General features: G+C 49.3%; 19 protein-coding genes. 18 read left to right on the plus strand and 1 reads right to left on the minus strand.

From position 1 onward, the window contains the following. Nucleotides 1-68: 68 nt before the first annotated feature. The gene (locus tag G8759_RS16880) at nt 69-1,328 is read left to right on the plus strand and encodes a PQQ-dependent sugar dehydrogenase (protein WP_167209944.1); all 1,260 of its coding nucleotides are present in this window, start codon (nt 69-71) and stop codon (nt 1,326-1,328) included. A 168-nt stretch (nt 1,329-1,496) separates the two neighbouring features. On the opposite strand, the gene G8759_RS16885 is transcribed toward G8759_RS16880, so the two are convergent. Further along, complete coding sequence (locus G8759_RS16885) at nt 1,497-2,399, minus strand: helix-turn-helix domain-containing protein (protein WP_167209947.1); 903 nt, start codon at nt 2,397-2,399, stop codon at nt 1,497-1,499. A 156-nt stretch (nt 2,400-2,555) separates the two neighbouring features. On the opposite strand from G8759_RS16885, the gene G8759_RS16890 reads away from it, so the two are divergent. From G8759_RS16890 to G8759_RS16970, 17 genes are all read left to right on the plus strand, one after another. Then, entirely contained in the window at nt 2,556-3,407 is an 852-nt protein-coding gene (locus G8759_RS16890; protein ID WP_167209949.1) for an aldo/keto reductase, read from the plus strand. Nucleotides 3,408-3,419: 12 nt separating this feature from the next. After that, entirely contained in the window at nt 3,420-3,881 is a 462-nt protein-coding gene (locus G8759_RS16895) for a cupin domain-containing protein (protein ID WP_167209951.1), read from the plus strand. 48 nt (nt 3,882-3,929) lie between these two features. Further along, nucleotides 3,930-4,406, plus strand: a complete 477-nt coding sequence (locus tag G8759_RS16900; protein WP_167209953.1) for a nuclear transport factor 2 family protein — start codon at nt 3,930-3,932, stop codon at nt 4,404-4,406. A 96-nt stretch (nt 4,407-4,502) separates the two neighbouring features. After that, complete coding sequence (locus tag G8759_RS16905; protein ID WP_167209955.1) at nt 4,503-4,973, plus strand: nuclear transport factor 2 family protein; 471 nt, start codon at nt 4,503-4,505, stop codon at nt 4,971-4,973. Nucleotides 4,974-5,035: 62 nt separating this feature from the next. Next, nucleotides 5,036-6,211, plus strand: a complete 1,176-nt coding sequence (locus tag G8759_RS16910; protein WP_167209957.1) for an aldo/keto reductase — start codon at nt 5,036-5,038, stop codon at nt 6,209-6,211. Nucleotides 6,212-6,310: 99 nt separating this feature from the next. Then, nucleotides 6,311-6,943 carry a flavodoxin gene (locus tag G8759_RS16915; RefSeq protein WP_232074284.1) on the plus strand — a complete coding sequence of 211 codons (633 nt, stop codon included), beginning with the start codon at nt 6,311-6,313 and terminating at the stop codon, nt 6,941-6,943. A 36-nt stretch (nt 6,944-6,979) separates the two neighbouring features. Then, a complete protein-coding gene (locus G8759_RS16920) occupies nt 6,980-7,963 on the plus strand; it encodes an aldo/keto reductase (protein WP_167209959.1) in 984 nt (327 codons plus the stop codon). Between the two features lie 331 nt (nt 7,964-8,294). Then, nucleotides 8,295-8,774 (plus strand): (2Fe-2S)-binding protein, encoded by a 480-nt coding sequence (locus tag G8759_RS16925; protein WP_317166791.1) that lies wholly within the window; start codon nt 8,295-8,297, stop codon nt 8,772-8,774. Nucleotides 8,775-8,836: 62 nt separating this feature from the next. After that, nucleotides 8,837-9,463: a cytochrome c gene (locus G8759_RS16930; protein ID WP_167209961.1), complete on the plus strand. Its 627-nt coding sequence runs from the start codon at nt 8,837-8,839 to the stop codon at nt 9,461-9,463. A gap of 20 nt (nt 9,464-9,483) precedes the next feature. After that, nucleotides 9,484-11,640 carry a xanthine dehydrogenase family protein molybdopterin-binding subunit gene (locus tag G8759_RS16935; protein ID WP_167209964.1) on the plus strand — a complete coding sequence of 719 codons (2,157 nt, stop codon included), beginning with the start codon at nt 9,484-9,486 and terminating at the stop codon, nt 11,638-11,640. Between the two features lie 51 nt (nt 11,641-11,691). Next, a complete protein-coding gene (locus G8759_RS16940; RefSeq protein ID WP_167209966.1) occupies nt 11,692-12,780 on the plus strand; it encodes an alpha/beta hydrolase in 1,089 nt (362 codons plus the stop codon). 63 nt (nt 12,781-12,843) lie between these two features. Beyond that, nucleotides 12,844-13,242 (plus strand): putative quinol monooxygenase, encoded by a 399-nt coding sequence (locus tag G8759_RS16945; RefSeq protein WP_167209968.1) that lies wholly within the window; start codon nt 12,844-12,846, stop codon nt 13,240-13,242. Nucleotides 13,243-13,277: 35 nt separating this feature from the next. Next, complete coding sequence (locus G8759_RS16950; protein WP_167209970.1) at nt 13,278-14,003, plus strand: carboxymuconolactone decarboxylase family protein; 726 nt, start codon at nt 13,278-13,280, stop codon at nt 14,001-14,003. Nucleotides 14,004-14,041: 38 nt separating this feature from the next. After that, nucleotides 14,042-14,536, plus strand: coding sequence for a cupin domain-containing protein (locus tag G8759_RS16955; protein WP_167209972.1), 495 nt, complete (start codon nt 14,042-14,044; stop codon nt 14,534-14,536). Between the two features lie 175 nt (nt 14,537-14,711). Next, nucleotides 14,712-15,920, plus strand: a complete 1,209-nt coding sequence (locus G8759_RS16960; RefSeq protein ID WP_167209974.1) for a sensor histidine kinase — start codon at nt 14,712-14,714, stop codon at nt 15,918-15,920. Beyond that, entirely contained in the window at nt 15,917-16,615 is a 699-nt protein-coding gene (locus tag G8759_RS16965) for a LytR/AlgR family response regulator transcription factor (RefSeq protein ID WP_167209976.1), read from the plus strand. Before G8759_RS16960 ends, G8759_RS16965 begins: the two co-directional genes overlap by 4 nt. Nucleotides 16,616-16,857: 242 nt before the next feature. After that, nucleotides 16,858-18,309, plus strand: coding sequence for a DUF3500 domain-containing protein (locus G8759_RS16970; protein ID WP_167209978.1), 1,452 nt, complete (start codon nt 16,858-16,860; stop codon nt 18,307-18,309). The last annotated feature ends 308 nt before the right edge of the window (nt 18,310-18,617 follow it).

The raw sequence follows: 18,617 nt of genomic DNA on the forward strand, positions 1-18,617 counted from the left end.
TTAGAGAGAGCTGGAAGAGTTAATCCGGCTTTCTCTACCTATCGACCTTACTACTCAACGCAACGACTATGAAAAACCAACTGTTGTTTATTGCCGCCGGTATCTTAATTGCAGTGTCTTCCTGCAAAACGGATAGCGATACACCAGCCACGCCTTCTACAGGAACAACTCCGCCAACTTCCGGAACAACGACAACCAGTACGTCACCGGTCGAAACGAATCGACCCAATTCAACCTATAGTCCCGCTTTTTCGGGACAAACCCGAGTGACGGGTGTCCGTACTACCACCCCCTTCGAAAGCAACGTGCTGACTACAGCCCTGACGAGTCCATGGGGCATTGCCTGCCTTCCGGATGGGCGATTTCTCATTACCGAAAAAGCGGGTACGATGCGACTTGTAACGACTGGCGGGCAAGTGAGTGCTCCACTAAGCGGTATACCGGCGGTCAATAGCAGTGGCCAGGGTGGTTTACTAGGCTTGTGTATCGATCCAGCCTTTACGACCAATCGAATGATTTACTGGAGCTTTTCGGAACGGGCAACTGCTGGTAATCTTCTGGCCGTTGCCAAGGGTAGGCTTTCAGCGAATGAAACAAGTCTGGAGGGCGTAACGGTTATCTACCGGGCCACGCCAGCATATGCAGGCACTAATCAATACGGCAGCCGGGTTATTTTTGACCGGACTGGAAACCTACTGGTAAGTAGTGGCGATCGTTCCGATCCGGGCATCCGGGTACAGGCTCAAGCTTTAAACTCCGCCATCGGTAAACTTATCCGGATCACAACTGACGGCGGCCCCGCTCCGGGTAATCCGTTCGCTGGGCAGGCAGACGTTCGACCCGAATTGTATTCCATCGGCCACCGAAATCAGCACGGATTAAGCATCCATCCGGTAACGGGTGATTTGTGGGAAGGAGAACTGGGGCCCCGAGGAGGAGACGAAATCAACCGCATCCGGCCTGGAGCGAATTATGGATGGCCTGTCATTACGTACGGGATCGATTATAGCGGCCAGCGCCTTGGGGAAGGCATTCAGCAACGAGATGGCATGGAGCAGCCGGTTTACTATTGGGACCCGGTTGTCTCACCCAGTGGCATGACTTTCTACAGCGGTAATCGGATTCCGGAGTGGCAAAATAACCTGTTTATTGGGGCATTGAGTGGGATGCACATTGTCCGACTGGTGATCGAAAATAATCGGGTGGTTGGTGAAGAACGACTGCTGGCGAGTGAGGGTCAACGGTTTCGGGATATAACCCAGGGGCCAGACGGAGCCTTATATGCCATTACTGACGGCGGAAGACTGTATCGAATCGATAAACGATGAACGGCAACGGTAATCCATCGACACCGTAACCAGAAGCGGCCCCGTAGAGCAAACGTGTCTGCTCCAGGGGACCGCTTCTGGTTAATCTTCAATATAATTGTAGTCTGCCACATATTTGCCTGATTGCCTAGGCATCAAGACAAGAATAAAGTAGAAAAATGCAGGCTATTAATTGTTATGTAGCGTCCGGTATTCATTGGGCGATTGGCCAACCCGTTGTTTAAATAAGCGCATGAAATGCTGGGGATATTTAAAACCTAATTCATAGGCTAGTTGACTAACGGATTTGCTTTGATCGAATATCCGTTCTTTGGCCACCTCGATCACCTTTGTCTGAATGTATTCCTGCGCGGTTTTACCCGTTTCTTTTTTGATCAGGTCACCAAAATAGTTTGCCGACAAATTCAATTCACTGGCGCAGTAAGCCACGGAAGGCAAACCAATAAGTTGTGGTTTATCAGCCTGATAATACTCATTCAGCAAATGCTCGAACCGTTCCAGTATCCCTTTATGGACAGTATCCCGGGTAATAAACTGGCGGTCATAAAAACGGACACAATAGTTCAGGAAAAGTTCAATGTTGTTCACAATCAGCTTCTTACTGTGCGTATCGATGGCATGTTCTAATTCATAGTCAATTTTAGAAAAGCAATCCATCACAATACCTCGTTCACGTTTGGACAAGTGCAGGGCTTCATTCGATTGGTAACCAAAGAAGCTAAATTCCTGTATGTGACGCCCCAGCGAAGTACCATGAATTAAATCCGGGTGAAAAACCAGCGCATAGCCTTTGGGCTGATACGTCTCCCCGTTGCTATTTATCCCTGCCACCTGACCCGGTGCCAGAAAAACCAGCGTACCCTCCTGGTAATCATAGGTATGCAGGCCATATACCAAATCACCGCATTTGACGTCTTTTAAGAATATAGTGTAGAAGCCAAAATACATGCGGGACCCTTGTCTTGGATCTGCCTTGGAAAGATCGACAACACTTACCAGCGGGTGCAGGGTTTCATTATTATTGAAGGCATTGTAGTCGCTTATTGTCTCAAATCGTCTTAGGGTATCCATAGTAGTACCGTTATAACCAAGTCAAAATTACCGCTTTCCTGCCAGCCTTCCTGATGCGTAAACACGAATCAGTAATAATGGTTGTACTATCCGTAATCTGTATACCATTCGGGCGAAGAAATGAGAAGACCTTTGTCCTGTCAACGTAAAATACCTATGAAACAAGTGGTTTTGAACAATGGGGTAGAAATGCCCATCCTCGGCTTCGGGGTATTCCAGGTGCCCGATCCAGCCGAATGTGAACGCAGTGTATTGGATGCCATGGCCACCGGTTATCGGTTAATTGATACGGCGGCTTCATACGGCAATGAAGAAGCGGTGGGGAAGGCCATCAAAAAAAGCGGAGTGCCTCGGGAAGACTTATTCATTACAACCAAGCTCTGGATACAGACCGATGGCTACGAAGGGACCAAAAAAGCCTTTGGGAATTCCTTGAAAAAGCTGCAACTGGATTATCTGGATCTGTACCTGATTCACCAACCCATGGGGGATGTGTATGGGGAATGGCGAGCCATGCAGGAGCTATACAAAGTAGGTAAAGTTCGGGCCATCGGCGTCAGTAATTTCCAGCCTGACCGGCTGATTGACCTGATTGTTCACAACGAAATCGTTCCGGCCATCAATCAGATCGAAACCCATCCGTTTCACCAGCAAATTCAGACCCAGCAGTTTTTGCTCGACAACAACGTTCAGATCGAATCCTGGGGGCCGTTTGCGGAAGGGAAAAACGATCTGTTTCAGAATGATTTATTACGTTCCATTGGGGCGAAGTATAACAAGTCGATTGCTCAGGTTGTCCTGCGCTGGCTGACCCAACGGGGGATTGTGGTTATTCCCAAGTCTGTTCACAAAGAGCGCATGGAAGAAAACTTTAACAGCCTCGATTTTGACTTAAGCTCTTCAGACATGGAAGCCATTAAAACCCTGGATACAAAGGCCAGTCTGTTCTTTGACCATCGTGATCCGGCTATGGTCAAATGGCTGGGAGAGCGTAAACTAAATCAATAAAATACCATAACCATGAATAGTAGACGTATTAGTAAACTTATCCTGCTTGTAGCCATAGTTACTCTTACTTTTCAGGCTCTGGCACAAAACGCTCCACTCTTCCCCAAAGGGGAACTTGCGACCACCAAAACCCATGTGGGTGATGTCTGGCTAAGTGAGGTTAGCGGCCCGGACAGCACCTTCGCATTCAGCATTGCACAGGCCGTTTTCGCCCCTGGTGCCCGACTTGACTGGCATTCCCATCCGGGCGGACAAATTCTTCTTTTTACCGACGGGGAAGGCTACTATCAGGAGCGGGGTAAGCCACGAAAAACCATTCGTAAAGGGGAGGTCGTTAAATGCCAGCCGGGTGTGGAGCATTGGCACGGAGCAACCCCGACCAGTGGTGTTACATACCTGGCCACTAGTCCGGCCAAAGGAAAAACCATCTGGTTGCAACGAGTGACTGATGAAGAATATGGTACGAAAAAGTAACCCGTTCCTAGCCGTGTGAAACCGATAAACCATTTAACGTTTAACATCATGAAAAAAGTCCTTTTAAGCTTATTCCTATGCATAGCCATTATGCAGTTTTCACACGCCCAAACAGCCCAGACGAATCCTTCGTCACCCAATCCCTCTGCTACCGAGCAGGAAATTATTAATCTCTCGAAGGATAAATGGCAGTGGATGTCTGACAAGAATGTGGACAGGCTAGCTACCTTATTTGATGAAAAATCGATGTTTGTCCACATGGGTGGCAGCTGGGGCAAAAGTCGGGAGCTGGAGGTCATTAAGAGTGGAAATATCTGGTACAAAAAAGCGAGTGTCTATGCAACGACCTTACATATGATTGGCAATACGGCCATTCTGTTAAGTGACCTTGATCTGGTGGCCGTAGTGGGCGGAAACGAGGTGACCAATCCATTTATGGTGACGGAGGTCTTTGTGAAAGAAAACGGAAAATGGATACTGGGTCAACTCTCGTTCTCCAGACTGATGAGGCCTGTTAAAAACTAGTCGCTTAGCCGTCATTCGCGCTCAGCCAGGAATCATCGAGAGTACAGAAATTTTTCATATACAGATAGTTAATTAATCCTTAATATCATTTGCACTATGAAAGTATCAATTCTTGGCCTGTGTTTTCTGTTGATTGGCATACAGGCATCCTTCGCCCAGACATCAACGACAGCCACCCCAACAAAGGCCGAGCAGGAAATTATTGACCTCTCCAAACAAAAATGGCAGTGGATGGCCGATAAGAATGTGGAGAAACTGGCTCAGCTTTTCGACGATAAGTCAAAATTTGTCCATATGAGTGGCACCTGGAAAAAGGACGAAGAACTCGAGATTATTAAAACAGGAAGCATTTGGTATAGAAAAGCGGATGTCCACGATGTAGCTGTAGAGCTGTTTGACAACACCGCCATCATCTGGAGCCGCATCACACTGGAGTCAACGGTTCGGGGTAGTGAGGCAAAGGTTGAGTTTACAGTGACTGAGGTCTATAAAAAACAAGTCAATGTCTGGAAAATGTTAGCCTTGACCTTTAGCAGTGTCCGGGACACCCATGTTATTAAGCATTAACCAGGTATCTGGTTTTCTGCCATCCTGACGATAAAATCGGAACGATTTAGCCCCAATTACCCATGAAATCGACAACTAACCAACAAGCCAACACCGAGTTGAACCGTCGCAATGTCTTGAAAACCGGATTGGCGCTGGTAAGCGGTGCCTTGTTAGGACCAGATGCTAAAGCACATACGGCTTCCACCTCATCGAGACAGCAGGCTTCGCTTTCCCCAAATGCCAAACCGGGACGTCGAAAACTAGGTACACTGGAAGTTTCCAGTATTGGCCTTGGGGTGCAGAATATGAGTCGTACCTATCAAACGACGATCCCCTCCCGGTCCGAAATGCATAGCATCATTCGGACTGCTTTCGACCGGGGTGTTACTTTATTTGATGCCGCCGAAGCCTATGGTCCTTTTGAGGTGGAACGCATTCTCGGTGAAGCGTTGGTAGGGATTCGAAACAAAGTGGTAATTGAAACCAAGTTTGGCTGGAACATCGACCAAAAAACGGGTCAACGGCTACCTGGTTTGAATAGCCGTCCAGAACACATCAAGGAGGTCGTGGAAGGCATGCTGAAACGCCTGCGCACCGACCGGATAGATTTATTGTATCAACATCGGGTCGATCCGGCGGTTCCGATCGAAGATGTTGCAGGGGCAATCAAAGATCTTATTAAGCAGGGGAAAGTCTTGCATTACGGCCTTTCCGAACCTGGCCCGCAAACCGTCAGACGAGCCCATGCCATTCATCCGGTTACGGCTATTCAGAACGAATATTCGCTCATCTGGCGTGGCCCGGAAGAGGTTATCCTTCCGCTCTGCCAGGAACTCGGCATCGGCTTCGTTTGCTGGAGCCCGCTGGGTGTGGGTTTTCTGACCGGAGCGATTGACGCCAGTACACGGTTCGCTCCCGGCGACATTCGCGGGGGTGAGTCCAGGTTCTCCCCCGAGAATCTACCACACAACCTGGCACTCCTGGATTTGGTAAAAAGCTGGGCGACAAAGAAAAAAGCCACACCCGCGCAGGTATCGCTGGCCTGGCTACTAGCGAAGAAACCTTGGATCGTGCCTATCCCTGGAACAACCCAGATGGGACACATGCTGGAGAACATGGGTGCAGTTGATGTACAGTTTACGGCTGATGAACTTAAGCAATTCGATACAGAATTGGCCAAGGTCGAGTTTAAGGGAGAACGTTTGCCATCATTTGTCCTGGCTTTTTCCAATGTTGAAGCACCCCTGAAGAGGTAAACATATCCGCTTTATTCATCAGGATTGTCTTCATCCAGGCCTGAAAACCTTAAACCGAATCACGCGTTTGAGGTCCTCGTCAGTTGAAATCGGAACGTAATGAGAAAGACCACAATGTTAATGCAGGGCCTGTTGGCATTTCTTCTGTTAATCGCAGCTTGTTCTTCTCAAACAGAGAATGTTCAGGTTACGGATGTGGCTTCCATAGAGCCAAACAAGGTATTGATTGTGTATTTATCACGAACAAATAACACCAGAGCCATAGCGGAAATCATTCACAGGAATGTAGGCGGAAAATTAGTAGCCCTTGAGTTAGAAAAGCCTTATCCCGAAAACTACCGGGCTACAGTAGAACAGGTAGTGAAGGAAAACGAAACAGGTTTCCTACCCCCGTTAAAAACAAAAATTGACACCATTCAGCAATACGACGTCGTGTTCGTTGGCTTTCCTACCTGGGGTATGCAACTACCCCCGCCCATGAAAAGCTTTTTGCATCAGTATGATCTAAAAGGTAAAACGGTCATTCCGTTCAATACCAATGGCGGCTATGGGATTGGCAGTACGTTCCAGACCGTAAAGGAACTATGTCCCAACAGCAACGTAGTGGAAGGGTTTACGATGCGGGGCGGCTCGGAACGGGATGGGCAACTGCTGGTTATCGAAGGAGGCAAGGCAAAAGAAGCTGAAGCGAACGTGGTAAAATGGTTGCGGACGATAAATGTACTGAAATAAGGTCTCGCTTTTATAAAAACTAGGCTAGATACAGCAATGGAAACGAGAACATTAGGAAAGAGCGATCTGCAAGTGTCCGCACTCGGCTTAGGCTGTATGGGCTTGAGCTATGGCTATGGACCGGCAACCGATAGGCAGAATGCCATAAAATTAATTCGTGCCGCTTTCGAGAAAGGCGTTACCTTCTTCGATACAGCGGAGGCCTATGGCCCATTTGTCAACGAAGAGCTGTTGGGTGATGCCTTACAGCCATTTCGGGACAAAGTGGTGATTGCCACCAAATTCGGGTTTCAGAACGGTGATTCTACCAAAGGGCAGGACAGCCGCCCCGAACGCATCCGACAGGTGGCCGAAGAAGCGCTGAAGCGATTACGAACCGACCATATCGATTTATTTTATCAGCACCGGGTTGACCCCCATGTGCCAATGGAGGAGGTGGCAGGAACGGTTAAAGAATTGATCCAGGAAGGAAAGGTTAACCACTTCGGACTTTCCGAAGCAGGTGTACAATCGATTCGGAAGGCCCATGCTGTGCAGCCGGTAACTGCTTTGCAAAGCGAGTATTCGCTCTGGTGGCGGGAGCCGGAAAAGGAGATACTACCGACTTTAGAAGAGCTAGGTATTGGTTTTGTTCCCTTCAGTCCGCTGGGAAAAGGGTTTCTTACCGGGAAAATTGACGAAAACACACAGTTTGACAAGACCGATTTTCGCAATGTGGTCCCCCGCTTCTCCGAAGAAAACCGAAAAGCCAATCAGAAATTAGTTGATTTATTAGGTGACATTGCCAGGCAAAAAGAGGCCACACCGGCTCAGATTGCTCTGGCCTGGTTGCTGGCCCAGAAACCCTGGATCGTGCCGATTCCCGGTACAACCAAACTGCACCGTCTGGAAGAAAATAGTGGAGCAGCAACTATTGCACTTTCCGCGAATGACATTAGCCAGATAGACTCTGCCTTTTCCAGGATTCCGGTACAGGGCGATCGCTATCCGGCAAATCTGCAAAAAAGGGTAGGCAATTAAATGTAATTAAACAGCTTTGGATTGGGGACTGATGCAGAAGGCTGAATACAGGACGCGATTCAATCTTGGGAACCCCATCGCCCCGGATAAACCAACATCAGTAGTACTAACCCAGGATAGCTGTCGGCTTTCAACTGTACAATATCCTTGATTAAACAGCTGCCTACACCTGCCAGATCAGTGATTTTGGTACAGAATACCGTAATCTATATACAAGCCCAAAGACTAAACCACACGACCTTTGTCAGGCAGTACGGAAAAACATACCGTAAGTATAAGCTGTTGTTACGATAACAATGGCCAACTGGATGGCTTTACAACTCATAACACTATGGCAATCATTAAGCTGACAATCAACGGTAAAGAACAATCGATTGATGTCGATCCGCAGATGCCCCTGCTGTGGGCCATCCGGGACGTGGTCGGTCTGAAAGGCACTAAGTACGGCTGTGGCGTGGCCCAGTGTGGTGCCTGCACAGTCCATCTGAACGGCGATGCCGTGCGCTCATGTGTCACCAAAGTAAGCCGGGCTGCTGGCCAAAAGGTGGTTACTATTGAAGGGCTGTCTCAAAACAATGATCACCCCATTCAACAGGCCTGGCAGCAAATTGACGTGCCTCAGTGCGGTTATTGTCATTCCGGGCAGATTATGTCGGCAGCGGTTTTGCTGAGGGAGAATCCTAATCCGACCGATCAGGATATTGATGCTGCCATGGCGGGTAATATTTGCCGGTGTGGTACGTATCCCCGCATCCGTAAGGCGATTCACCTGGCCGCCGGAGCCGAACAGAAGGTTGGTAAAAACGAATAAGCCAACCAGTCGTACGGTCATAAGCTCTTCTGAATGCATCTGGAAATGAAAGCTATTCGTCTATGTCTTTAAAAACAGTCTATATCCTGGCCATATTGCTGACAGTGACGGCAATTATGGCCACTACGTTCACCCGTAGCAACGACCAGGTCAGTACAACCCTGATGCGTACGAAAGCAGTGGCTGCACCCATTAAAAAAGATAGCGTGACCTCGGTCAAAGCCTTTGCCAGTGTCTATAAAGTACTGATGAGCCCGCGCTGTATGAACTGCCATCCGGCGGGTGACATACCCTTGCAGGGCGATGACAATCATCTGCACACGATGGCCCCACGGCGAGGTACCGACGGCAAAGGCATCTACGCTATGAAATGTGCCAACTGCCATCAGCCGACCAACACGCCTGGATTGCACACTCCACCAGGTAATCCAGACTGGCACCTGCCTCCTGCAACGATGCGGATGGTTTTTCAGGGCCGAACACCCCAGCAACTGGCTAAACAGTTAGTTGACCCCAAACTAAATGGGGGTAAGAACATGGAAAAACTGCTGGAACACGCCGACGATGGGCTGGTACTGGCTGGCTGGAATCCCGGCGAAGGCCGTACGCTTCCTCCATTGAGCCACGCTGATTTTAAAAAAGCCTGGACGACCTGGCTCAAAACAGGGGCTTATGCTCCTAAACCTTAAACGCCTTCAGCAACAATACTATGGACACACAAACCGTATCCAGACGAAATTTCCTCAAAGCATCGAGCCTGACCGGCCTGGCACTTTCGCTGGGAGTTTATATTCCCTCGAATGCGGAGGAAGCTGAAATCATAAAAGCGGCTGAAGCCGACGATTTTGGTATTGAAATGAATGCCTGGGTCCACATCGAACCATCGGGTAAGGTGACTATTTTCTCGCACCGGGCCGAAATGGGGCAGGGTGTTTATCAGGCTATTCCCCAGATGGTCGCTGAAGAACTCGAAGTTGACCTGGACAAGGTGAACATCGTTTTTGCCAAAGGTGACAACAAAAAATACGGCAATCAGGTCACCGGGGGCAGCTCGACGGTTCGGGGTTCGTACAAAAACTTATTGACGCTGGGCGCCACCGCCCGCCAGATGCTGATCCAGGCAGCGGCAACCAAATGGAGTGTACCCGCATCGGACTGTCGTGCCGAATCAGGGCTGGTAATTCACCAGCCAACCAATAAGCGATTCCACTACGGAGAACTGGTAGCTGATGCCATGAAGCTGGAGACGCCAAAGAACGTAGTACTGAAAAAACGATCGGACTATAAACTCATTGGCAAGCCCCTGCTTCGGCAGGATACCAAACTGAAAACCAATGGCAGTGCTACATTTGGGCTTGATAAAGAAATTCCGGGGATGCTCTATGCAGCCGTGGAGCGCAACCCCCGTCTGCGGGGTAAAGTGAAGAGCTTCGACGACACGGCCGCCCGGAAAATTCCCGGCGTCAAACACGTGTTTAAGACCAAAATGCTGGTTTTCAATACATACCGGGAGGGCGTTGCAGTGGTAGCTACATCGACCTGGGCCGCTTTGCAGGGTAAGAAAGCCCTGAAAGTAGACTGGGACGATAGCGGATTTGAGCACCTGAACACCGAAGAGATAATCAAACGTCAGCAGGAAGCACTTCAAACACAGGAGGGACTCTCGTTCAAGCAGCAGGGCGATGCGTCCGCAATTCTAGCTCAGGCAACGAAAAAGCTCGATGTTGTCTATGAGACACCCTACCAGTATCACGCCTGCATGGAACCATTGAATTGCGTTGCCCATTACCAGGACGATAAACTCGAGATCTGGGGACCTATTCAGGCTCCGGAGTGGGTGCAGGATGCGATCAGCAAAGAAATGGGGCTGGATCGCGAAAAAGTGATCGTCCACATGACGTTTCTGGGGGGCGGATTCGGCCGGAAGGCGTTTATGGATTACCCGCATGAGGCTGCCGTGATCTCGAAGGAAATAAAAGCGCCCGTACAGGTAGTCTGGACCCGAGAGGATGATGCGACACAAGGCCCCTATCGCCCCGGTATTTCGTATCGTTGCGAGGGCGTGGTCGATAATGGAAAAATCAGCGCCTTCAAGTTGCGCATGGCCGGGCAAAACAATGACCACTGGCGTGGAGGCCCGAAAGATAAAGCCAACCGGAGCACGTCGGAAGGTTTCCTGAAACCCTATGCTGAGGGTATTAAAAACCTGAGTATTGCGGATGTTCCCTTCGAAACGCCCATTCCGACGATGTGGTGGCGGTCGGTGTATGCCTCCACCAATGGCTTTGCCTACGAGAGTTTTATGGACGAACTGGCGCATGAAGCCGGGAAAGACCCGATGGCCTTCCGTCGGGAGCACCTGCCCGATGAGCGGCTGCACCGACAACTCGACAAACTGGCCGAGGTATCGGGCTGGAAGACCCGCAAACCGGGCGAGGGGTACGGTATGGCCATTACTGAATGTTTTGCCAGTACCGTAGGGCATGTCGTAAAAGTATCAAAAGGTCAGGATGGTAAACTCAAAATCGACCATGTATGGGCTGTCATGGATTGTGGCTGGTACGTCAATCCCGATACGATCAAAGCGCAGGTGGAAGGGTCAATTGTTATGGCGCTGGGTGCCGCTACGCAGCACCAGGTGACGTTCAAAGACGGCGTGCCTGTTGACAGGAATTTTTACTCCTATCAGCTTCCCCGCATCACAGATATTCCCCCCATTGATGTGTATGTCATGGACAACGACGAACCGGCGGGTGGTGTCGGCGAACCTGGTTTGCCTGCCTTCGCCCCGGCCCTGGCCAATGCCATATTCGACCTCACCGGCAAGCGTATCCGTAAGTTACCCTTTAGTCTGGCAACGGTTTAGAGGGAAGACCATGCGTTGTATGTTGATTGATTCGCTGAATGACCCAGCTCCATGAAACAAAAAAAAGCCGCGATTCTGCTGTTAGTCGGGGTCATGCTGATGGTTTCGGCTTGTGCGACTAAGCCTGTAAACCGGAAATCAGGTTTATTGAAAATATACGAACAGGGTAGTTTCATGGTTGGCGGAACAACGCTGTCCGAACCGGGAAAATTTGATCTGTCTACTGCGTTAAAACCCCAGGGGCAGACCTTACATGGCGATCATGGGTATGTATTTTATCAGATTCCGCCCAAAGCCCGTAAGTTTCCGCTGGTTTTTCTGCATGGGGCTGCGGAATCCAAAAAAACGTGGGAAACGACCCCCGATGGACGGGAGGGATTTCAGACGATCTTCCTTCGACGGGGTTATGCGGTTTATTTACTGGACCAGCCAAGGCGTGGCGAAGCCGGAAAAAGTACGGTTGCTGCAACGATCACCCCCACGCCCGATGAACAGTTCTGGTTTACGCAATTCAGGATTGGTAATTATCCGGATTATTTTGCGAATAGTCAGTTTCCGAGGGATTCTGCTTCCCTGGAACAGTTTTTTAGACAAATGACGCCCAACACGGGCAATTTTGACGCGAATGTTGTATCCAGTGCCTGCTCGCAATTATTTGATCGAATCGGAGCCGGAATTTTGATCACTCATTCGCAGGGAGGAGGTCCGGGCTGGTTTACCGCCATAAAAAATGAAAATGTTAAGGCTGTTGTCGCTTACGAACCCTTCAGCAGTTTCGTTTTTCCAACGGGCGAATTGCCCAAACCTATCCAATCAGCAAGCCTTTTTGGTGAACTGAAAGGCGTCGAGATACCCTTATCGGATTTCAAAAAGCTCACCCGGATTCCGATTATCGTCTATTATGGCGATAACATAGCCAGGGAACCAACGAAGGTGTGGAATAGCGATCATTGGCGTGCGGGGCTTGAGATGGCAAACCTATGGGCCGCGACAGTCAACAAACATGGCGGCAATGCAAAAGTGGTTCACCTGCCTGAAATCGGCGTTTTCGGCAATACTCACTTTCCGTTTTCCGACCTCAATAATCTCCAGATTGCAGACCTGATGGTCAACTTTCTAAAAGATAAAAAGCTGGATTGACCATTCAACATAGCGACAGTCGAACGCTATTTTTTAGACCGCCTTTAACCGAAACCGAATCTCATGAAGATATATAAGAGCGCAGTAAACTTGATTCTCTTCACGGTTATTTTACCCTTTATTGTCGGCAATAACGCATTGGCACAGGAGAAAAAACAACTGGTAAGGCTGGCAAAACTCGTCATTGATTCTGCACAGTTAAACACGTATAAAACTGCATTGAAGGAGGAAATAGAAGCGTCGGTGCGTCTCGAAGCCGGCGTATTGACCCTGTATGCTGTTGCGGAGAAGGATAACCCTACCCACATCACTATTCTGGAAATCTATGCAGATACGGCTGCGTACATGGCGCATGTAAAAACCCCGCATTTCCTGAAATACAAAACAGCCACCCAGTCAATGGTCAAGTCCCTCGAACTAGTCGAGACGGTTCCTTTAATTCCCGGAATGAAGATAAAGTAACGCGAATCACCTTGACACTACTCTCCACCAAACACATGCATATCACTTTCTGTAGTATGATCGTCGGCTGGTTCATCGCTTCAAACCCGCTCAGCGCGCAAAATCTGATGAATCAATCAACCACTTTACCACCAGTGCAGCAAAGCATTGTCGCCATTTCAGCCCTCACCGCAAAGGGAGACCTTCAAAAACTACAATCGGCACTGAACACCGGCCTGGATGCGGGCTTGACTGTCAATGAAATCAAGGAAGTACTGGTGCACTTGTATGCCTATTGCGGATTTCCCAGAAGTATCCGGGGACTACAGACGCTGATGACGGTGCTGGACGAACGGAAGAAAAATGGTATTGCCGATAAGATTGGCAAGGAAGCAACACCGATTACCAGTCGTGAACCTAAATATGATCGCGGTAAAAAAGTTCTTGAACAACTGACCGGACAGCCTGAATCAGGGCCAAAGCGAGGGTACGCTGCTTTTAGTCCGGAGATCGAGGTTTTTTTGAAAGAGCATCTGTTTGCTGATCTGTTCGAGCGGGATGTACTCCGTTATGCCGACCGGGAACTAACCACCATCTCGGTGCTGACCACCATTGGGGGTGTCGAGCCGATGCTGCAATCACACCTGGGCATCTGTTTACACGTGGGTCTGACCGAACCACAATTGAAACAGGCACTTGGCCTGATCGAGACTGCCGTCGGCAAAGCGGAGGCTGAAGCGGGCCGGGCTGTTTTGACGCAGGTCGTAACGTCAAGACGGTAAGGGAAAAAGAGAACAGGACGTATTTAGTAGCCAACCCGATGAAAAACAACACGATAGGATCGACCCTTATTGCCCTACTGATCAGTTTAGCCAGTTTTGATGCAAAGGCCCAAACCCGAACGGAAAGCGTGACGGATACGGGGGCTATTTTCCCGAAAGGGCAGCAGGCTCCAAATACTAATTTTACCGGAACCGTCTGGGTGCAGCAATTGATTGAGCCCGACAGCGCTTTCAACATTCCGGTGGGCTATGTGACCTTTGAGCCGGGCGCCCGCTCCTATTGGCATAGCCACGCGGGCGGACAGGTACTGTTGGCGATGGGCGGCATAGGCTACTACCAGGAGCGAGGAAAACCTATCCAGATCCTTAGGAAAGGTGATGCCGTGAAATGTCCTCCTAATATACCGCACTGGCATGGCGCTTCGCCAACTGTCGGATTTATGCAGGTCGCCATCACGCCCAACACCGCCAAAGGGCGAGTGACCTGGATGCAGCCAGTCACCGATGCTGAGTATAACAACGTAAAGAAGTAATACTTTTTGCAAAACTTCCTTACTGATCTTCTGGTCCCACTCTACCCCGCCGGTGAAGTCTTTCCATAATTTGCTGTTCCATAGCCATATTAACCCCAGTTTTTGTCCCATTAGCCACAATTATTCCCAGGCTCCCATCGATTCGTATACATTTGCTATCTAGTTGACGAATTGAATGATAACCTGGTTAAGAGCCTATAGCACCCACATATTGATCGGAATTGCTCTGGTAATTCTGCCACTTTTTTATTTCGTCTACAACGGCCTAAGCCTGGATCCATTACGGCCGCATGAGCATCTGGTGCAGAATGGACTCGCCTATATTCTGTTTATTCTGTTTTCTTATTTGAACCATACTGTATTTGTTCCCCGTTGGTTTCTGACTAAACAATACCGAAAATACGCGCTAATAGCAATTAGCTGCCTGGTAGCGGCAGTCTATTTCCCGTATCGTATTGAGCAGTGGGTTTTCTTTAAATCACCAACGGAAAATACGCCACAGGCCTGGGCTCGACAGATCTTTGTGGAGGAAATGATGTTTGATAGGCGCTCCGGTCCACCGTTCAGGTCGCACTCCGATGATCGTATACCCCCGTTTAACTCATTAGATCATCATCGTGGGCCGCATCAACCGGATGGCCCTCCACATCCATCATCGGGCCGTTCGCCCGATGATGGGCATGGCCACCCGTTTACGCTGCTCCTTCCGGTGAAACTGGCTATCTTCTTTTTGTTGGGGAGTGTTAGTACACTCATCTCCATCTCTGTTCAGACAGCCAGTCGACTTCATCAGGTTGAAAACGATCAGCTACAGGCAGAGCTTCGCCAGCTGAAAGCACAGATTCAGCCTCATTTTCTATTCAATACGCTCAACAGTATTTATGCACTAGCTATCCGACAGGATGAGCGTACGGCCGATACCATTGTTAAACTCTCGGAGTTCATGCGCTATATCATTCGCGATGCCCATCTGGATAAAGTGGATCTGGCTAAAGAGATCAACTACATTGCCAATTACATCGATCTCCAGAAAGCTCGGCTACGCGATTCGGTTCAGGTTAACTATCAGTTGGAAGGCGACGGGAAGCAATTGAAAATTGCCCCGTTACTGCTGTTTTCCTACATTGAAAATGCATTTAAATACGGCGTGAGCCCGGATGAAGATTCGAAAATAGACATTTATTTACGGATAGAGAAAACCAGTCTGAGCCTGAATGTGGCCAATAAAAAGGTTCAGGTCAACTCATTCGAAAATTCGACAGGCGTGGGCTTACAAAACACCAGAGAGCGGTTACGGCTTCTGTATCCGGATGCCCATGAGTTAATCATTGACAATACGCCGACCGATTTCCACGTCCAACTAAGCCTGACATTATCCGAATGAAAGCCATTGCTCTCGACGACGAACGCCCTGCTCTGGATGTCATTGAGGCTTTTTGCAGCCGAATTGATTATATAGATCTGGTCAAAACGTTCACCCGAACCGGTGAAGCACGCCTGTATCTGGAAACGAATCCGGTCGATTTGATCTTATTAGACATCAATATGCCGAAGGAGTCAGGATTAGCCTTTTTTAAATCCATCACCCAGCAAACACTCGTTGTTTTTACGACGGCCTATAGCGAGTATGCACTGGAGAGCTATGATGTGGAGGCCGTGGATTACCTGTTGAAACCCTACACTTTCGACCGGTTCAGCAAAGCGATGCAGCGAGCCCATGCGCGGTGGCGGGTTCTCCAACAAACGGATTTACAGGAAGAAACTGAACCCAAACAGCTATTCTTTCGGGCTGATTACGGACTGGTAAAGGTTACTGTTTCCGAGATTATTTTTATCGAGGGGCTGGATAACTACCTAAAGGTTCATTTACTTGATTCGCCCCCGCTGGTCTTACGGCTTACGATGAAAGCCATGCTGGATAAGCTGCCTGCTACTAAATTTATTCGCGTTCACCGCTCCTTCATCGTCGCGGTCGACAAAGTTCTGTCGATTCGTGGGCGTATGATTTTGATAGGTGAAGAGGAAATTCCCATCGGGAGTAGCTATGAAAAAGATTTTTTTAGCCTGTTTATGAAATAGGACTTCTGTGGAGAGCCGTGCCACAGTTAACAGGTGTAGCATCAGTAACCTTGGTACTGCTCTCCACAAAAGTCCAGCAACATACCCCAGTAATTCAGTCCGTTCAATAACAAAAATACCCATTCACCCCTATTAACAGCCTCTTTACCCCTAAGACCAGACTTTAGTGAAACATGCAGGCAGGCTACCGTGTAAAATAATTTAAACCCGGTTTACCTGAGTGAATAGACTACATATATATTATGAAAAGGAATCTCTTGAATATTGTCGTCCTAAGCTTGCTGATTAGCAGTAGTTTAGTTACGATAGAGTCCTGTAATACGCCTGACAACTCAAGTTCCGTTACGCCTACTTCAGCGACTGTCAGTGCCTTGAGCTGCGGTTCTGCCACGTTCTCGGCTTCTGCCGTTAGTGGCACGACTTTTACCGGAACGGCTACGGTTCCTTATACAGGGGGTAATGGAATCACCTATTCCGCAGGTAGCGCCGTTGCATCAACGGGCGTAACCGGTCTGAATGCTACTCTGCAGGCGGGAACCCTGGCCAGCGGAGCCGGTAACCTGTCCTACGCGATCAGCGGTACGCCATCGGGAAGTGGTACGGCTACGTTCGCACTCAGTTTTGGCGGGCAGAGTTGCAGTCTGGCTCTAACAGTGAGCGGAACCAGTTCTGGTACCACGACAACGACCAACTCCAGTACCATCACCACTGCTCTATCAACAACGGCGACATCGACTACCTGTACATCTACGGGTGTAGCTCAGATCGTCTGCCTGACCGAAGCCTTCAAGGCTACGCTAAGCAGTACCCAGTTAGCCACCACTCAACTAACCTACTCAAAGGCCAACGCCCAAAAATGGTCCAATCTGCCAGCAGGTCTTTCTGCCCGAATCGGTATCAATCTAGGGGCACTCAACGCAACACAACTTGCCGCTTTTCGCAACCTGTTGGTAGCAGTTCTGGCTCAGAATGTCACGAATGAAGGCTACGATGAACTGATCGGTAACCTGGTGGCTGATGATTACCTCAACACCATCGGCGGAGGTTCTGACTACGGGGCTGGCAACTATTATCTCTCCATTCTGGGTACGCCCAGCACGACTGGTTTATGGTCGATTCTGTTTACGGGTCACCATTACACCCAGCCGTACACCTTCAATGCCGGGGCCATCACCGGGGTGACACCTGCCTTCCGGGGTGTCGAGCCCCAGGCGGCCGTGACCGCAGCTAACCGGACCTACCAAGCTTTTGAACAGGAGCGGGTGGCCTTTGCAGCTATGCTAACGGGCTTGAGTACCGCTGAACAAACGACAGCCAAGTTGTCGGGTACGTTCTCCGACTTAGTGCTGGGGCCGGGTCAGGATAGTAAGTTTCCGACGACAAAGGTGGGCTTACAGGTAGGCACTTTAAGTTCGGATAAGCAGGCGCTGGTACTAAATGCCATCAAACTTTACGTAAACGATCTGGATGCAACCACAGCGGCCACCATTCTAGCTAAATATACGTCGGAGTTGGCCAACACCTACATTGCGTATTCGGGAACTACCGCTGTGGGTTCCCAAAATGATTATGTGCGTATCGATGGACCGAGCGTATGGATTGAATTTTCGTATCAGGGCGGAGTCATCATCAAAAACACGCCCCATTCTCACTCCGTCTGGCGCGATCACACCAGTGACTATGGCGGCAACTAAGACTGGTTGGTAACTGGAAATTCGAGTGCAGCGGTCGTCCGGTTCGGAGGCTGCTGCGTTTTTTTTGTAACCTAGGGTAGGATTTTCGCCCGATGATGGGCCACGTTTCTCCAAACCGATCAATTGAATCGTGGCACAGTGCCGGGCGAAAACCTGAAGTATTGACGATCGATTACGGGAAAAGTCAATGACTTAATTTTACCCCGGAATTTTTTGGATTCACCACAAATTCAGGACGATTACCCCCAAACTTTACGGGTTAACCACTCTTTTCCCTACGCCTGTATTTTACAGTCGATCTTTGTGCT

Origin of the sequence: Spirosoma aureum (genome assembly GCF_011604685.1) — a bacterium.
Lineage (GTDB): Bacteria > Bacteroidota > Bacteroidia > Cytophagales > Spirosomataceae > Spirosoma > Spirosoma aureum.

Bases quoted from the DNA above. Each gene is read 5' to 3' on its own strand.
- G8759_RS16880 (WP_167209944.1), top strand. From the start codon at position 69: ATGAAAAACCAACTGTTGTTTATTGCCGCCGGTATCTTAATTGCAGTG.
- G8759_RS16885 (WP_167209947.1), bottom strand. From the start codon at position 2,399: ATGGATACCCTAAGACGATTTGAGACAATAAGCGACTACAATGCCTTC.
- G8759_RS16890 (WP_167209949.1), top strand. From the start codon at position 2,556: ATGAAACAAGTGGTTTTGAACAATGGGGTAGAAATGCCCATCCTCGGC.
- G8759_RS16895 (WP_167209951.1), top strand. From the start codon at position 3,420: ATGAATAGTAGACGTATTAGTAAACTTATCCTGCTTGTAGCCATAGTT.
- G8759_RS16900 (WP_167209953.1), top strand. From the start codon at position 3,930: ATGAAAAAAGTCCTTTTAAGCTTATTCCTATGCATAGCCATTATGCAG.
- G8759_RS16905 (WP_167209955.1), top strand. From the start codon at position 4,503: ATGAAAGTATCAATTCTTGGCCTGTGTTTTCTGTTGATTGGCATACAG.
- G8759_RS16910 (WP_167209957.1), top strand. From the start codon at position 5,036: ATGAAATCGACAACTAACCAACAAGCCAACACCGAGTTGAACCGTCGC.
- G8759_RS16915 (WP_232074284.1), top strand. From the start codon at position 6,311: ATGAGAAAGACCACAATGTTAATGCAGGGCCTGTTGGCATTTCTTCTG.
- G8759_RS16920 (WP_167209959.1), top strand. From the start codon at position 6,980: ATGGAAACGAGAACATTAGGAAAGAGCGATCTGCAAGTGTCCGCACTC.
- G8759_RS16925 (WP_317166791.1), top strand. From the start codon at position 8,295: ATGGCAATCATTAAGCTGACAATCAACGGTAAAGAACAATCGATTGAT.
- G8759_RS16930 (WP_167209961.1), top strand. From the start codon at position 8,837: ATGTCTTTAAAAACAGTCTATATCCTGGCCATATTGCTGACAGTGACG.
- G8759_RS16935 (WP_167209964.1), top strand. From the start codon at position 9,484: ATGGACACACAAACCGTATCCAGACGAAATTTCCTCAAAGCATCGAGC.
- G8759_RS16940 (WP_167209966.1), top strand. From the start codon at position 11,692: ATGAAACAAAAAAAAGCCGCGATTCTGCTGTTAGTCGGGGTCATGCTG.
- G8759_RS16945 (WP_167209968.1), top strand. From the start codon at position 12,844: ATGAAGATATATAAGAGCGCAGTAAACTTGATTCTCTTCACGGTTATT.
- G8759_RS16950 (WP_167209970.1), top strand. From the start codon at position 13,278: ATGCATATCACTTTCTGTAGTATGATCGTCGGCTGGTTCATCGCTTCA.
- G8759_RS16955 (WP_167209972.1), top strand. From the start codon at position 14,042: ATGAAAAACAACACGATAGGATCGACCCTTATTGCCCTACTGATCAGT.
- G8759_RS16960 (WP_167209974.1), top strand. From the start codon at position 14,712: ATGATAACCTGGTTAAGAGCCTATAGCACCCACATATTGATCGGAATT.
- G8759_RS16965 (WP_167209976.1), top strand. From the start codon at position 15,917: ATGAAAGCCATTGCTCTCGACGACGAACGCCCTGCTCTGGATGTCATT.
- G8759_RS16970 (WP_167209978.1), top strand. From the start codon at position 16,858: ATGAAAAGGAATCTCTTGAATATTGTCGTCCTAAGCTTGCTGATTAGC.